Genomic DNA, 14,465 nt, shown 5'->3' on the forward strand with positions numbered 1-14,465 from the left:
CCGCCGGGCGGGGATGCCAGAGAGTTCTCCATTGACTGTCCCGCGATGAGGCCCGAGCAAACAACATCCATTAATGAGCCAAACAAAAACGGCAGCCTCAATGGGCTGCCGCTTTTTTTCAATCTGCCGATCAATCAAGCCAGGCGCGAAAGCATCTCCTCGGCTTCACTCTTCTGCTCGGCACTGCCTTCGCTTACCACCTCATTGAGGATGTCGCGAGCACCGTCGCTGTCGCCCATGTCGATATAGGCCTGAGCCAGATCGAGCTTGGTAGCGGCTTCGTCAGTGCCCGAGAGGAAGTCGAAGTCATCATCGCCATCCAGCGCGGCATCAGCTTCGGTAAAGGTCGGCTCGCCGATGCTGTTGGACAAGCTCTCCAGTTCGGCGTTGACATCATCCAGCTCTGCCGCGAACGCATCCGGCGCGTCCAGTTCCTCGGCCAGCGACAGATCGAAATCGGCCGGCAACTCCAGATCATCCAGCGCGACCTCAGGAACAGCCGGGGTTTCGGCAACCGGGAAATCCTTCACGCCCTCATCCAGATCCAGCAGGAAATCGTCTTCAGCCAGCATCGCCGGCGACGGTTGCGCACCGAGATCCAGGTCGAGGTCGAAGTCCGACAGATCGTCGAGGTTTTCCTTGATTTCAGTCTGCTGCTGCAACACCGACTCAAAGCTCAGATCGTCGTCCAGCGGGAACTCACCAAGGTCTGGCAACGCCGCCACTTCAGGCTCCGCTGCAGGTGCAGGTGCAGGCGCCAAAGGCGTAATCGCGTCCAGATCATCCAGGCTCAGGTCGAAGGCGCTGTCGAGGTCATCCTCGAACGGTGCTGGTGCTGGTTCTGGTTCTGGCGCCGGTGCTTGCGGCTCATCGAGCAACAGCTCCTTGACGTATTGCGCGTCCAGCTCGGCAGCAACGGCGGCCGCGGCGATGCCACCGGCAGCCACCAGCGCCATGGCCGGGAAGCGACTTTTGAGTTTTTCAACCTGGGCGAAGTTGTCGCCATTAGCCACCAACTGACGCTCCTGGCCGACGAACGCATCGCGGTCGCCTTGCTGGCCGTAGACTTCCATCAGTTTCAAGCGCAGATCGCTGCGCTTGGGCTCTTGCTTGACGCCGTCCTCCAGCAACGCGGCGGCCTGGTTCAGGCGACCGGCATTGATGTGCGACTGAGCCTGACCCAGCACGTCGTCGGAACGCTCGGCAGCCGGCGCCACCAATGGCGCGGCGATCGGCGTGGTCATCACCACCGGAGCAACCACCGGCGCTGGCGCGGGAGCAGGCGTCGGGGCAGTCGCCAGCTTCACGCTCGGCGGCGGAACTTCCAGGCCTTCGAAGCTGCTTTCCGGCAAGTCGAAATCGGCCGAGAACGGCTGATCTTCGGCCAAGGCACGGGCCATGCGCAGATGTTTCTCGGCTGCTTGCTGGGCTTTGCGTCGACGCGCCAGCAACAGCAGCAGGAGCAGGAGAATCACCGCACCGCCACCGACCAGGCCCAGCAGCAGCGGATTGGTCAGCAATTCATTGAACTTCTGATCGTCAGATGCCGCCGGTGTCGCCTCGACGGGCTTCTCGGCTGGCGCGGGCGTTGCCTCAGGGGCAGGCGCAGCGGCAACCGGTGCAGGCGCTGCCTCCGGGTTGGCAGCCAGCTCGGCCGACATTGCCGGCGCGGTCGCAGCCGCTGGAGCAGCCGCAGCGCCCTCGGTTTGCAACTTGGCCAGTTGGTTGTTCTTCAACTCGATCAGGCGCTGCAGCTTGTCTACCTGGCTTTGCAGATCGGCCATGCGGCTTTTCAGTTCGGCGTTATCACGACGACTGGTGTCGAGGCTTTCCTGGGTCACCGCCAGCTTGTTGCTGAGGGCCTTGGCATCTCCGGCAGCCCCTTTGCCAGGGTTCTTGCCGGACTCGGCAGACACCAGGCTCAACTTGTCGGTGGCCGCTTGCGCCGGAGCACCCTCGGTACGAGCGCGATTGGTGGCGTCGAGCTGTTGCTGCCCTGCCCCGGGTTTTGCCACATAGCGGCGACCCTGGCGCCAGGCCTTGTTCTGTGCGGCCACTTCGGCAATGGCCTTGGCTTGCGGCAGGCCAGTGCTCTGCGCCTGGTCAGGCATGCGCAGCACCTGGCCGGTTTTCAGGCGATTGATGTTGCCGTCGATAAAGGCATCCGGGTTCAACGCCTGGATGGCCAGCATGGTTTGCTGGATCGAACCGCCATTACGCGCCTTTGCGGCGATTTCCCACAGGGTATCGCGCGGCGTGGTGGTGTATTGGGACGGTTTGGTCGCACCGGTGACGGGCGCGGCAACCGTCGAGGTCGGCTGCGCAGCCGCTTCAGCGGTTTGCGGCGAGAATTTGGACGGATCGAGCAGCACACTGTAGTCGCGCAGCAAGCGGCCGTTCGGCCACATGACCTGAACCAGGAACTTCACCATGGGTTCGGAAAGTGGCTTGCTGGAGGTCACGCGCAGGATGCTTTTGCCGCTGGCGTTGAGCACCGGGGTGAAGGTCAAGTCGTTGAGAAACGCCTGGCGGTCGACACCGGCCTTGGCGAAATCGTCTGGTGAGGCCAGGCTCGGTACCACTTCGGCGGCGGTGAGATCCTTGACATCTAGCAGCTCGATTTCCGCTACCAGCGGCTGGTTGAGCGTCGATTTCAGGGTCAACTCCCCGAGCCCGAGGGCATGCGCCATACCGGAGGACAGCGCCGAGGCGGCCGCTATTGCTAACACCAGTTTGCGAACTTGAACCATTAGCTCATCCTTAGTTTGAACATTCCTCGGCCAGCGAGAAGGTATTGATAGTCGCTGCCGTAAGGCATTGCACGCAACGGCGAGGGTCGTCGCGCGCGGTCATTTCATTGATGCCCGGCAAAGCCCCGCAGAGTGGCTCTGCCTGCAGCACTCCGGCAAGCATAGGCTCGTGCGGAATCATTCGACAAATTGTTGCAAAGTATCTTTTACAGCAGGTCTTTTATCAACAACTCGGCCAGCTGCACAGCGTTGAGCGCCGCGCCTTTGCGTACGTTATCTGACGTCAGCCACAGATTAAGTTCCGACGTGTCGTCAATACCATGGCGAACCCGACCAACGTAGACCACATCCTGGCCTACCGCATCGCCCACCGGCGTCGGGTAATCACCGGCTTCCACCAGTTCGATGCCAGGTGCGTCTTCCAGGGCCGCATTGATCTTCCCCAGGTCGATTTCACTCGCGGACTGCAGGGTCACGCTATAGCTATCGCCAAAAAACACCGGGGCTTGAATGCAAGTGACGGAAATCTTCAATGAAGGCCGCGCCATGACCTGGCGCAGCTCACGCACCAGGCGTTTTTCCAGCAGCGTATGACCTTGTCCATCCGGTTTACCGACCTGGGCCAACAGGTTGAAGGCCATCTGCCGATCAAAGAATTTCGGCTCCAGCGGCCGCACATTCAGCAGTTCAGCGGTTTGCCGGGCGAGCTCGCTCACGGCTTCGCGGCCCTGGGCCGATACCGCCAGGCTGGCGGTCACGCTGATGCGCTGCAAATCAAGCAAATCCATCAGTGGCGCCAGCACCACCGCCAGCGTGGTGGCCGACGGGCTTGGACTGCTGACCTGAAAGGGTTTGTTCAAGCCGGCCAACACCTGGGCATTGGCTTCAGGCACAACCTGTGGCGCCTTTTCGGCCGGCAGGGCACCGGAGAGATCGATAACCGAGCAACCGGCATCGCTCGCACGGGAAGCAAAACTCAACGAAACCGCCGGGCCGGCGGCAAAGAATGCCAACTGCACCTTGCTGAAGTCGAACTGATCGACTTCCCGCACCCGCACGTTCTTGCCGCGAAACGGCACCGAACTGCCGGCCGACTCGCTGCTGGCCAACAGGTGCAGGTTGCCGATCGGGAAATCGCGCTCTTCGAGAATCTGCACGAGTGTTTCGCCGACAGTACCGGTGGCGCCGATCACGGCAATATCAATGGTCTGGCTCATGGGTTTTACCTCTGGCGAAACGGGGGGAGCGGCACTTTACCGGGTGGGGGGCATGCAGGCAATTCTGCCGGAAATTTGCTGCGGCTGTACCGGCCCCTTCGCGGGCAAGCCCGCTCCCACAGGTTTCAGTTGTGCATACAAACCTTGTGCTCGACACCGAACACTGTGGGAGCGGGCTTGCCCGCGAAGAGGCCGGTATGGGCAATCAACAACTTTCAGACTGTCAGGAATAAAAAAACCCGCGCCTCTTTCAAGGCGCGGGTTCTTTCATTGCTTTAGTCGATTAACGCTCGAGCAGGATCCGCAGCATGCGACGCAACGGTTCGGCCGCGCCCCACAGCAACTGGTCGCCGACGGTGAACGCGCCGACAAATTGCGAGCCCATGTTCAGCTTGCGCAGACGACCAACCGGGATGTTCAGGGTGCCGGTAACCTTGTTCGGGCTCAGCTCCTGAATGCTGGTTTCGCGGTTGTTCGGCACCAGCTTGACCCAAGGGTTGTGCTGGCTGATCAAACCTTCGATATCGGCGATCGGTACGTCTTTGTTCAGCTTGATGGTCAGCGCCTGGCTGTGGCAGCGCATGGCGCCGATGCGCACGCAGATGCCATCGACCGGGATCGGGCTCTTGAAGCGACCGAGGATCTTGTTGGTCTCGGCCTGGGCCTTCCACTCTTCGCGGCTCTGACCGTTCGGCAGTTCCTTGTCGATCCACGGGATCAGGCTGCCGGCCAACGGTACGCCGAAGTTTTCAGTCGGGTAAGCGTCGCTGCGCATGGCTTCAGCCACACGGCGGTCGATGTCGAGGATCGCGCTGGCCGGATCGGCCAGTTGATCGGCAACAGCGGCGTGGGTCGCGCCCATTTGCTTGATCAGTTCACGCATGTTCTGCGCGCCGGCACCGGAGGCCGCCTGATAGGTCATGGCGCTCATCCACTCCACCAGGCCAGCTTCGAACAGGCCACCGAGGCCCATCAGCATCAGGCTGACGGTGCAGTTGCCGCCGATGTAGTTCTTGGTGCCCGCGTCCAGTTGCTGGTCGATGACCTTGCGGTTGACCGGATCCAGAACGATCACCGCGTCATCCTGCATACGCAGGCTGGAAGCGGCGTCGATCCAGTAACCCTGCCAGCCGGCTTCACGCAGCTTGGGGAAGACTTCGCTGGTGTAGTCGCCACCCTGGCAGGTCAGAATCACGTCGAGGGTTTTCAGCTCTTCAATGCTGTAAGCGTCCTTGAGCGGAGCAATGTCCTTGCCCACGGACGGGCCTTGGCCACCGACATTGGAAGTGGTGAAAAACACCGGCTCGATAAGATCGAAATCCTGCTCTTCCAGCATCCGCTGCATGAGCACGGAACCGACCATGCCGCGCCAACCGATCAGACCTACACGTTTCATCGCAACTACACCTTCTTGAAATGTGGGCCGCTGCCTTGTCTTGAATTTGGCAGCGGGCCCGAGAGATTACAGATTCCGCAGCGCGGCGACTACTGCGTCACCCATTTCCTGCGTACCGACTTTAGTGCAACCGGCCGACCAGATGTCACCGGTGCGCAAGCCCTGATCCAGCACCAGGCTGACGGCTTTCTCGATGGCATCGGCCGCGGCCTGCTGGTTGAAGCTGTAACGCAACATCATCGACACCGACAAAATGGTCGCCAGCGGGTTGGCGATGCCCTTGCCCGCGATGTCCGGGGCCGAACCGTGGCACGGCTCGTACATGCCCTTGTTGTTGGTGTCCAGGGACGCCGACGGCAGCATGCCGATGGAACCGGTGAGCATCGAGGCCTGGTCGGACAGGATGTCGCCGAACATGTTGTCGGTAACGATCACGTCGAACTGCTTCGGTGCGCGCACCAGCTGCATCGCGGCGTTGTCGACGTACATGTGGCTCAGTTCGACTTCAGGATAATCCTTGGCCACTTGTTCGACCACTTCACGCCACAGTTGGCTGGAAGCCAGTACGTTGGCCTTGTCCACCGAGCACAGCTTCTTGCCACGGACCATGGCCATGTCGAAACCGACACGGGCGATGCGGCGGATTTCGCTTTCGCTGTACGGCAGGGTGTCATAGGACTGACGCTCGCCGTTTTCCAGGGTACGGGTACCACGAGGCGCGCCAAAGTAGATGCCGCCGGTCAGCTCGCGAACGATCAGGATGTCCAGGCCGGCCACGATTTCCGGCTTCAGGCTGGAAGCCTCGGCCAGTTGCGGGTACAGGATCGCCGGACGCAGGTTGCCGAACAGGCCCAGTTGCGCACGGATTTTCAGCAGACCGCGTTCAGGGCGGATGTCGCGTTCGATGGCATCCCATTTCGGGCCGCCAACGGCGCCCAGCAACACGGCGTCGGCCGCGCGGGCACGCTCCAGGGTTTCGTCGGCCAACGGCACGCCGTGCTTGTCGATGGCAGCGCCACCGATCACATCAAAGCTCAGCTCGAAACCCAGGGCGAACTTGTCGCTGGCCAATTCCAGCACCTTGACCGCTTCGGCCATGATTTCCGGGCCAATACCGTCACCTGGGAGAATCAGAATCTGCTTGCTCATGCTTTCCTCATGTCATCAGTCGGTGCGCCTTGGGCGCACCCGGAAAAATTCTATCGCTCGGCCATCAGTACCAGCACATCCGTACTGAACGAACCATCGGCCTCAATCTCAAAATATTCGCGTACTTCATTGCCCATCGACTGCTGCAACTCGCGGATCGCCGCGCGCATCACCTGCGGTGTGCGCATGCGCTCGACCCAGCTGTTGTATTCCAGGCGCAAGCGCTGACGGGTGGTACTGCGGGTGTGCAGCCCCGCCTCGCTGACCTGGCGCAACCACTCGCCGGCGGAATAATCGCGCACATGGCTGGTGTCGCGCAGCACTTCGACGCTTTGCAGGTAAGTGTCGAACAGCGGGCTACCCGGTGACAACACGTCGACGAACGCGGCCACACCGCCCGGCTTCAGGACTCGACGCACCTCCCGCAGGGCCGCGCCCAGGTCGCTCCAATGGTGCGCCGAATAGCGGCTGAAGACGAAATCGAATTCGCCATCGGCGAACGGCAGGCGCTCGGCGGCACCGTTGACCGTGGTTACGTTGCTCAAGCCACGGTCGACAGCAGCGGCAGCGACCACGTCGAGCATTTGCTGCGACAGGTCGTAGGCCACCACCTCTTTCACCAATGAGGCTACGTGAAAACTCACGTGACCTGCGCCGCACCCCAGATCCAGGACCCGGGCCTCGGCCTGCCCCGCCAGTTCGGCCTGTAGCAGCGCGAATTCGGTGCCTTGAGCGTGTACGGCGCTGCTCAGGTAGGCCGAGGCCTGTTCACCGAATTGCTTCTGGACTACCTGGCTGTGCTGGGCGGTGCTGGTCATGAGGGACTTCCTTTTTCAGGTTTTAGCCTTGTGGTATCTGGGCTGCCGTCTTCGCGAGCAAGCCCGCTCCCACATTGGAATGCATTTCAGAATGTGGGAGCGGGCTTGCTCGCGAAGAGGCCGGCCCTGACTACATCAATCTCGAATCATTCAAGCGTCGCGAAACAACCAAGGCTGGCTCGCACGATGTTTGGCCTCAAATGCTGCAATCGCATCGCCGTCCTGCAAGGTCAGGCCGATATCGTCCAGGCCGTTCAACAGGCAATGCTTGCGAAACGCATCAATTTCAAAGCTCAACACCTTGCCATCCGGACGGGTCACGGTCTGGGCCTGCAGGTCAACCTGCAACTGATAGCCCGGATTGGCCTCGACCTGCTGGAACAGTTCGTCGACTTCGGCGTCGCTCAAGATGATCGGCAGCAAGCCGTTCTTGAAGCTGTTGTTGAAGAAGATGTCGGCATAGCTCGGCGCGATGATGCTGCGGAAACCGTACTCTTCCAGCGCCCACGGCGCGTGTTCACGGCTGGAGCCGCAACCGAAGTTCTCGCGGGCCAGCAACACGCTGGCGCCCTGGTAACGTTCGGCGTTGAGGACGAAGTCCTTGTTCAGCGGACGCTTGGAGTTGTCCTGGTAAGGCTGGCCCACATCCAGGTAGCGCCATTCATCGAACAGGTTCGGGCCAAAGCCCGTGCGCTTGATCGACTTCAGGAACTGCTTCGGGATGATCTGGTCGGTGTCGACGTTGGCACGATCCAAAGGCGCGACAAGACCAGTGTGCTGGGTAAAAGCTTTCATGCTGCGCTCCTTCAGATCAATTCACGGACGTCGACGAAACGACCGTTTATAGCAGCGGCCGCGGCCATGGCCGGGCTGACGAGGTGAGTACGACCACCGGCACCCTGACGGCCTTCGAAGTTACGGTTGGAGGTCGAGGCGCAATGCTCACCGGACTCCAGGCGGTCCGGGTTCATCGCCAGGCACATCGAGCAACCCGGCTCACGCCATTCGAAACCGGCTTCGAGGAAAATCTTGTCCAGGCCTTCCGATTCAGCCTGGGCTTTAACCAGGCCCGAGCCCGGCACCACGATGGCCTGCTTGATGGTCGAGGCCACTTTACGGCCCTTGGCGATCACGGCCGCCGCACGCAGGTCTTCGATCCGCGAGTTGGTGCAGGAACCGATGAACACACGGTCGAGCTGAATGTCGGTGATCGCCTGATTGGCGGTCAAACCCATGTACTTCAAGGCACGGACGATGGAGTCGCGCTTGACCAGGTCCATTTCCTTCGCAGGATCCGGCACGTTCTGGTCTACCGCCAGCACCATCTCAGGCGAAGTACCCCAGCTGACTTGCGGCTTGATCTGGGTCGCATCGAGCTCGACAACCGTATCAAACGTGGCATCGGCGTCAGACACCAGGTCTTTCCAGGCTTCAACGGCCAGGTCCCATTCCGCGCCTTTCGGGGCAAATGGACGGCCCTTGACGTAAGCCACGGTTTTTTCGTCCGCAGCCACCAGGCCTACGCGAGCGCCGGCCTCGATGGACATGTTGCAGATGGTCATGCGGCCTTCGACGGACAGGTCGCGAATCGCGCTGCCGGCGAACTCGATGGCGTGGCCGTTACCGCCGGCGGTGCCGATCTTGCCGATCACCGCGAGCACGATGTCCTTGGCGGTCACGCCGAACGGCAATTGGCCTTCGACGCGCACCAGCATGTTTTTCATTTTCTTGGCGACCAGGCACTGGGTGGCGAGCACATGCTCGACCTCGGAAGTGCCGATACCGTGAGCCAATGCGCCGAATGCGCCATGGGTCGAGGTATGGGAGTCGCCGCAGACCACGGTCATGCCGGGCAAGGTTGCGCCTTGCTCCGGGCCGATGACATGGACGATGCCCTGGCGAACGTCGTTCATCTTGAACTCGACAATGCCGTATTCATCGCAGTTGTCATCGAGGGTCTGGACTTGCAGGCGCGAAACCTGGTCAACGATGGCGTCGATGCCGCCCTTGCGCTCCGGCGTGGTCGGTACGTTGTGGTCCGGGGTCGCGATGTTGGCATCGATGCGCCATGGCTTGCGCCCGGCCAGACGCAGGCCTTCGAAGGCTTGCGGCGAGGTCACTTCGTGGATGATGTGACGATCGATGTAGATTAGCGCAGAGCCATCGTCGCGCTGCTTGACCAAATGCGAATCCCAGAGCTTGTCGTAGAGCGTTTTGCCGGCCATCAGACGGTTTCCTCATCAGCTTGTTTCTATGCCCTGGGTCTTGAGCGACTCAATAACCCCTTGGCTTGTGAGGCTGATCCTATGGGGTTACATTAAATAACTCAAATTCATATTTTTTATGCTTTGGATAACCAACTGGAATGCAACTATGGACCTGGCCAACCTCAATGCCTTTATTGCCATCGCCGAGACCGGAAGCTTCTCCGGCGCCGGGGAACGGCTGCACCTGACCCAGCCGGCCATCAGCAAGCGCATCGCCGGGCTGGAGCAGCAATTGAAGGTGCGGTTGTTCGACCGTCTGGGTCGTGAAGTGGGCCTGACCGAGGCCGGGCGCGCCCTGCTGCCGCGGGCTTATCAGATTCTCAATGTCCTCGATGATACGCGCAGAGCCCTGACCAACCTCACCGGCGAGGTGACCGGCCGTCTGACCCTGGCCACCAGTCACCACATCGGCTTGCACCGTTTGCCGCCCTTGCTGAGGGAGTTCACCCGACTCTACCCACAAGTGGCGCTGGATATTCAGTTCCTCGATTCGGAAGTGGCCTACGAGGAAATTCTCCATGGCCGCGCCGAACTGGCGGTCATTACCCTGGCGCCGGAACCCCATGCGCTGGTCAAGGCCACCCCGGTATGGGACGACCCGCTGGATTTCGTGGTTGCCCCGGAGCATTCGTTGCTCAATAACGGCAAGGTCAGCCTGGCGGACATCGCCCGACACCCGGCGGTCTTCCCCGGTGGCAATACCTTTACCCACCACATTGTGCAGCGGCTGTTTGAAGCCCAGGGCCTGACGCCAAACATCGCCATGAGCACCAACTACCTGGAAACCATCAAGATGATGGTCTCGATCGGCCTGGCCTGGAGCGTTTTGCCGCGCACCATGCTCGATGACCAGGTGGCGCGCATACCTTTGCCGGGCATACAGCTCACTCGCCAGCTAGGCTATATCTTGCACACAGAAAGGACGCTGTCGAATGCTGCGCGGGCCTTCATGGCCTTGCTGGACGCTCAACTCGATCAGCCAGGGACTCAAGGCTAAGCTGTGCTAATCCTGTAGAGCCGCGAATTCCTGCCCCAAACGCCCATTCAGCCCAAGGCTTGCCAATGCCCAAATCTGTTGACCGTATTCCGCCAATGCCGCGTATACAGGCACTTGACCCGAAAAGCTCCGAACAGAGCTGGGAAAGTGCCCCGCAATTGTTGGCCGCGCTCAACGGCGCGCGCCTGGGTGCGTGGTATTGGGACATCGAGCGCGGGAAGATCAGTTGGTCCCGGGGCACGCAGGCGCTGTTCGGCTTCGATCCCCGCAAACCGTTGCCATCGGATCTGGAATACCTCGACTTGCTGCCTCCGGAGGATCGTGCGAAAACCGTTCGCGCGTTCCACGCAGTCATCGCTGGCGCACCGCTGGAGCAAGCGATGCATCACCGCATCCGCTGGCCCGATGGCAGCCTGCACTGGCTGGAAATCAGCGGCAGCCTGTTACCGGACAAGCACGGCCGGCCACGGATGATCGGTGTGATCCGCGAGATTACCCACCAGCGCCAGCGCGAACAGGCGTTGAGCAGCTCGGAAAAACGCTTCGCCACCCTGTTCCACCTGTGCCCCAACATGGTCCTGCTGACCCGCCAGGAAGACGGCCTGATCACCGAAGCCAACCAGTATTTCGAAAGCCTGTTCGGCTGGCCGGTGCAAAACGCGATCGGCCGCACCACCCTGGAACTGGGCCTGTGGGTGCATCCCGAACAACGGGCCGAACTGGTCAAGGCCACCAAAGCCAAAGGCGACCTGGTCAGCATGGAAGTGCAGTTTCGCGCCAGCAATGGCCAGGTCCACGACGGCATCCTCAGTGCGCAAAAGGTCGAGCTCGAAGGCCAGCCCTATCTACTGAGCACGTTCCTTGACACCACCGAGCGCAAAGTCGCCGAACAAGCCCTAAAGGACAGCCAGGAACGCCTCGACCTGGCACTGGACTCGGCGCAACTCGGCACCTGGGACTGGCACATTCCCAGCGGCATGCTCTACGGATCGGCACGGGCCGCCCAACTGCACGGTCTGGACGCCAAGCCCTTCCACGAGTCCTTCGACGAGTTCTTCGAAGGCGTGCCCGGCGAAGAACGCGACACCATGCGCGACGCTTACCGCAGTCTGCGTGAAGGCCCGGCCGGCAACTATCAATTGACCTACCGCGTGCAATTGCCCGACGGCACCTCGCGCTATCTGGAAAGCCGTGCCCGCCTCTACCGCGATGACAACGGTGTGCCGGTGCGCATGGCCGGCACCTTGCTCGATATCACTGATCAGGTGGAACGCGAACAACGGCTGGTGGCCTCCGAAGAGAAATTCGCCACGCTGTTCCAGGTCAGCCCCGATCCGATCTGCGTCACCCGCCAGGACTCCGGCCAGTTCATTGAAATCAACTCCAGCTTCACCCAGACTTTCGGCTGGAGCACCGCCGATGTGATCGGCCGCAGCGCCGACGAAATCGGCCTGTGGGACGCTTCGGCGAAAAGCCTGCGACGAATCGAACAAGTGATCCGCGAACAAGGCCTGAACAACGTGGCCATTCTGGTCCAGCACAAGGAAGGACAGACCCTGACTTGTGTGATTTCCAGCCGCCAGATCAGCGTCGGCGACCAGCCCTGCATCGTCACCACCCTGCGCGATATCACCCAGCAACAGCGCTCGGAAGCGGCGCTCAAGGCCAGTGAAGAGAAATTCGCCAAGGCCTTCCACTCCAGCCCCGACGCCATCACCATCACCGAGCGCGACACCGGACGCTATCTGGAGGTCAACGACGGCTTCTGCCGCCTGACCGGCTACCGCGCCGAGGAGGTGGTGGGCCGCACGGTGTACCAGGTCGGGATCTGGGCCGAAGAAAAACAACGCTCGGCGCTGCTGGCCGAATTGCAGATCAAGGGACGGGTTCATCACCAGGAAATGCTCGGGCGCAACAAGCGCGGCGAACTGCTCACCGTCGAAGTCTCGGTGGAACCGATCACCCTCAATGAAACCGCCTGCCTGCTGCTGACCGCGCGCGACGTCAGCCTGCTGAAAAATGCCGAAGCGCAGATCCGCCACCTGGCCTATCACGACCCACTGACCAACCTGCCCAACCGTGCCTTGCTGATGGACCGCCTGAGCCAGCAGATCGCCCTGCTCAAACGGCATAACCTGCGGGGCGCGCTGATGTTCCTCGACCTCGACCATTTCAAGCACATCAACGACTCCCTCGGGCACCCGGTGGGCGATACCGTGCTGAAAATCATCACCGCTCGCCTGGAGGCCAGCGTGCGCATGGAGGACACCGTTGCGCGCCTGGGCGGTGACGAATTCGTGGTACTGCTCAGCGGCCTCGAAGGCTCGCGCAGCGAGGTCAGTGAACAGGTTCGCGAAGTGGCCGACACCATCCGCGAGCTGCTGTCCGAACCGATGTTCCTCGACGGCCAGCGCCTGCAAGTGACACCCAGCATCGGCATTGCGCTGATCCCCGATCACGGCTCGACCCCGACCGACCTGCTCAAGCGCGCCGACATCGCGCTCTATCGCGCCAAGGACTCGGGTCGCAATACCACGCAGATGTACCACAACACCATGCAGAAGGCCGCGAGCGAACGCCTGCGCATGGAAACCGACCTGCGCCTGGCCCTTTCCCGGGGCGAGTTTCGCGTGCATTACCAACCCCAGGTCGACGCCCGGGGCGACCGCATCGTCGGTGCCGAGGCCCTGGTGCGCTGGAATCATCCGGAACTCGGCCCGCAGTCACCCGCCGAGTTCATCAAGGTGCTGGAAGACAGCGGACTGATTCTGGAGGTCGGCACCTGGATCCTCGACGAAGCCTGCCAGGCCTTCAAACGGTTGATCGACGACGGTCTGGTGAATCCGTATAAATTCAGCCTGTGCGTGAACATCAGCCCGCGCCAGTTCCGCCAGAACGATTTCGTCGAACGTGTCGAAAACAGCCTGAACACCTATGGCCTGCCCTGCTCCCTGTTGAAACTGGAAATCACCGAAGGCATCGTGATCCAGAACCTGGAAGACACCATCAGCAAAATGCGCCGCCTGAAAAAACTCGGTGTGAGCTTCGCCATGGACGACTTCGGCACTGGCTACTCCTCGCTGACCTACCTCAAGCGCTTGCCGGTCGACACCCTGAAAATCGACAAGTCATTCATCCGCGACGCCACCAGCGACCCGAACGACGCCGAGATCATCCGCGCCATCGTCGCCATGGCCCACAGCCTGGATTTGAAGGTGATCGCCGAAGGGGTGGAAACGGCGGAGCAGCTTGAGTTCCTGCAGGGACTGGAGTGTCACTTCTACCAAGGGTATTTGCACAGCCAGCCGTTGCCGGTGGAGGAGTTTCAAAAACTGCTGAAGTGACAGGCACAAAAAAGGGCGCCAATGGCGCCCTTCTTCTTGCTCCGACTCAGTGTTGCAGAGCCGGCTTTTGCGTCCCGTTGATCGGGATGCGCTTGGCTTTCGCCTCTTCCGGAATCACCCGTAGCAGGTCGATGCTCAACAGACCGTTGCTCAGGCCGGCAGCCTTGATCTCGATGTGGTCCGCCAGACGGAAGGACAGCTTGAACGCACGCTGCGCAATGCCCTGATACAGATAAGTGACGTCTTCGTTCGCGTCGCGTTTACCGCCACTGATGGTCAGCACACCTTTCTCGACTTCGAGCTCCAGATCTTCTTCCTGGAAACCGGCCGCGGCAATCACGATGCGGTATTGATCGTCGCCGTGTTTCTCCACGTTATAGGGTGGATAGCTGCTGCCTGGCTCGTTGCGCAGGGCGGTCTCGAACAGGTCGTTGAAACGGTCGAAACCTACCGAGGAACGGAACAGTGGGGCCAAGGATAATGTAGTAGCCATGATGCAAATCTCCTGAAAACAATCAGCAAGGTTT

At 61.0% G+C, this 14,465-nt stretch carries 10 protein-coding genes; 2 read left to right on the forward strand and 8 right to left on the reverse strand.

Features of this window, described 5'->3' with window-relative positions; all coding sequences use genetic code 11:
* Window positions 1-134: 134 nt before the first annotated feature.
* From KGB20_RS04895 to leuC, 7 genes are all read right to left on the reverse strand, one after another.
* Complete coding sequence (locus tag KGB20_RS04895) at window positions 135-2,750, reverse strand: FimV/HubP family polar landmark protein (protein ID WP_154910083.1); 2,616 nt, start codon at window positions 2,748-2,750, stop codon at window positions 135-137.
* 206 nt (window positions 2,751-2,956) lie between these two features.
* Window positions 2,957-3,967 (reverse strand): aspartate-semialdehyde dehydrogenase, encoded by a 1,011-nt coding sequence (locus KGB20_RS04900; protein ID WP_154910082.1) that lies wholly within the window; start codon window positions 3,965-3,967, stop codon window positions 2,957-2,959.
* Between the two features lie 283 nt (window positions 3,968-4,250).
* Complete coding sequence (gene asd, locus KGB20_RS04905) at window positions 4,251-5,363, reverse strand: aspartate-semialdehyde dehydrogenase (protein ID WP_057715575.1); 1,113 nt, start codon at window positions 5,361-5,363, stop codon at window positions 4,251-4,253.
* A gap of 66 nt (window positions 5,364-5,429) precedes the next feature.
* Window positions 5,430-6,512 (reverse strand): 3-isopropylmalate dehydrogenase, encoded by a 1,083-nt coding sequence (gene leuB, locus KGB20_RS04910; RefSeq protein WP_102668756.1) that lies wholly within the window; start codon window positions 6,510-6,512, stop codon window positions 5,430-5,432.
* A gap of 50 nt (window positions 6,513-6,562) precedes the next feature.
* Window positions 6,563-7,330, reverse strand: coding sequence for a class I SAM-dependent methyltransferase (locus KGB20_RS04915; RefSeq protein ID WP_154910081.1), 768 nt, complete (start codon window positions 7,328-7,330; stop codon window positions 6,563-6,565).
* 150 nt (window positions 7,331-7,480) lie between these two features.
* Entirely contained in the window at window positions 7,481-8,125 is a 645-nt protein-coding gene (gene leuD, locus KGB20_RS04920) for a 3-isopropylmalate dehydratase small subunit (RefSeq protein WP_015095895.1), read from the reverse strand.
* Window positions 8,126-8,136: 11 nt separating this feature from the next.
* Window positions 8,137-9,555 (reverse strand): 3-isopropylmalate dehydratase large subunit, encoded by a 1,419-nt coding sequence (leuC, locus tag KGB20_RS04925; protein ID WP_057715577.1) that lies wholly within the window; start codon window positions 9,553-9,555, stop codon window positions 8,137-8,139.
* A gap of 148 nt (window positions 9,556-9,703) precedes the next feature.
* On the opposite strand from leuC, the gene KGB20_RS04930 reads away from it, so the two are divergent.
* Window positions 9,704-10,594, forward strand: coding sequence for a LysR family transcriptional regulator (locus KGB20_RS04930; RefSeq protein ID WP_057715578.1), 891 nt, complete (start codon window positions 9,704-9,706; stop codon window positions 10,592-10,594).
* Between the two features lie 65 nt (window positions 10,595-10,659).
* Window positions 10,660-13,938, forward strand: a complete 3,279-nt coding sequence (locus tag KGB20_RS04935) for a PAS domain S-box protein (protein WP_150812499.1) — start codon at window positions 10,660-10,662, stop codon at window positions 13,936-13,938.
* 46 nt (window positions 13,939-13,984) lie between these two features.
* Here the strand turns inward: KGB20_RS04935 and KGB20_RS04940 are convergent, their stop codons facing one another.
* On the reverse strand, window positions 13,985-14,431 hold the full coding sequence (locus tag KGB20_RS04940; protein WP_057715580.1) for an Hsp20 family protein: 447 nt from the start codon (window positions 14,429-14,431) through the stop codon (window positions 13,985-13,987).
* Window positions 14,432-14,465 lie beyond the last annotated feature (34 nt).

Source organism: Pseudomonas sp. BF-R-30 (genome assembly GCF_019956175.1).
In the GTDB taxonomy this organism is placed as follows: domain Bacteria; phylum Pseudomonadota; class Gammaproteobacteria; order Pseudomonadales; family Pseudomonadaceae; genus Aquipseudomonas; species Aquipseudomonas jessenii.

Bases quoted from the DNA above. Each gene is read 5' to 3' on its own strand.
- KGB20_RS04935 (WP_150812499.1), top strand. From the start codon at position 10,660: ATGCCCAAATCTGTTGACCGTATTCCGCCAATGCCGCGTATACAGGCA.
- leuB (WP_102668756.1), bottom strand. From the start codon at position 6,512: ATGAGCAAGCAGATTCTGATTCTCCCAGGTGACGGTATTGGCCCGGAA.
- KGB20_RS04915 (WP_154910081.1), bottom strand. From the start codon at position 7,330: ATGACCAGCACCGCCCAGCACAGCCAGGTAGTCCAGAAGCAATTCGGT.
- leuC (WP_057715577.1), bottom strand. From the start codon at position 9,555: ATGGCCGGCAAAACGCTCTACGACAAGCTCTGGGATTCGCATTTGGTC.
- KGB20_RS04895 (WP_154910083.1), bottom strand. From the start codon at position 2,750: ATGGTTCAAGTTCGCAAACTGGTGTTAGCAATAGCGGCCGCCTCGGCG.
- KGB20_RS04900 (WP_154910082.1), bottom strand. From the start codon at position 3,967: ATGAGCCAGACCATTGATATTGCCGTGATCGGCGCCACCGGTACTGTC.
- asd (WP_057715575.1), bottom strand. From the start codon at position 5,363: ATGAAACGTGTAGGTCTGATCGGTTGGCGCGGCATGGTCGGTTCCGTG.
- KGB20_RS04930 (WP_057715578.1), top strand. From the start codon at position 9,704: ATGGACCTGGCCAACCTCAATGCCTTTATTGCCATCGCCGAGACCGGA.
- KGB20_RS04940 (WP_057715580.1), bottom strand. From the start codon at position 14,431: ATGGCTACTACATTATCCTTGGCCCCACTGTTCCGTTCCTCGGTAGGT.
- leuD (WP_015095895.1), bottom strand. From the start codon at position 8,125: ATGAAAGCTTTTACCCAGCACACTGGTCTTGTCGCGCCTTTGGATCGT.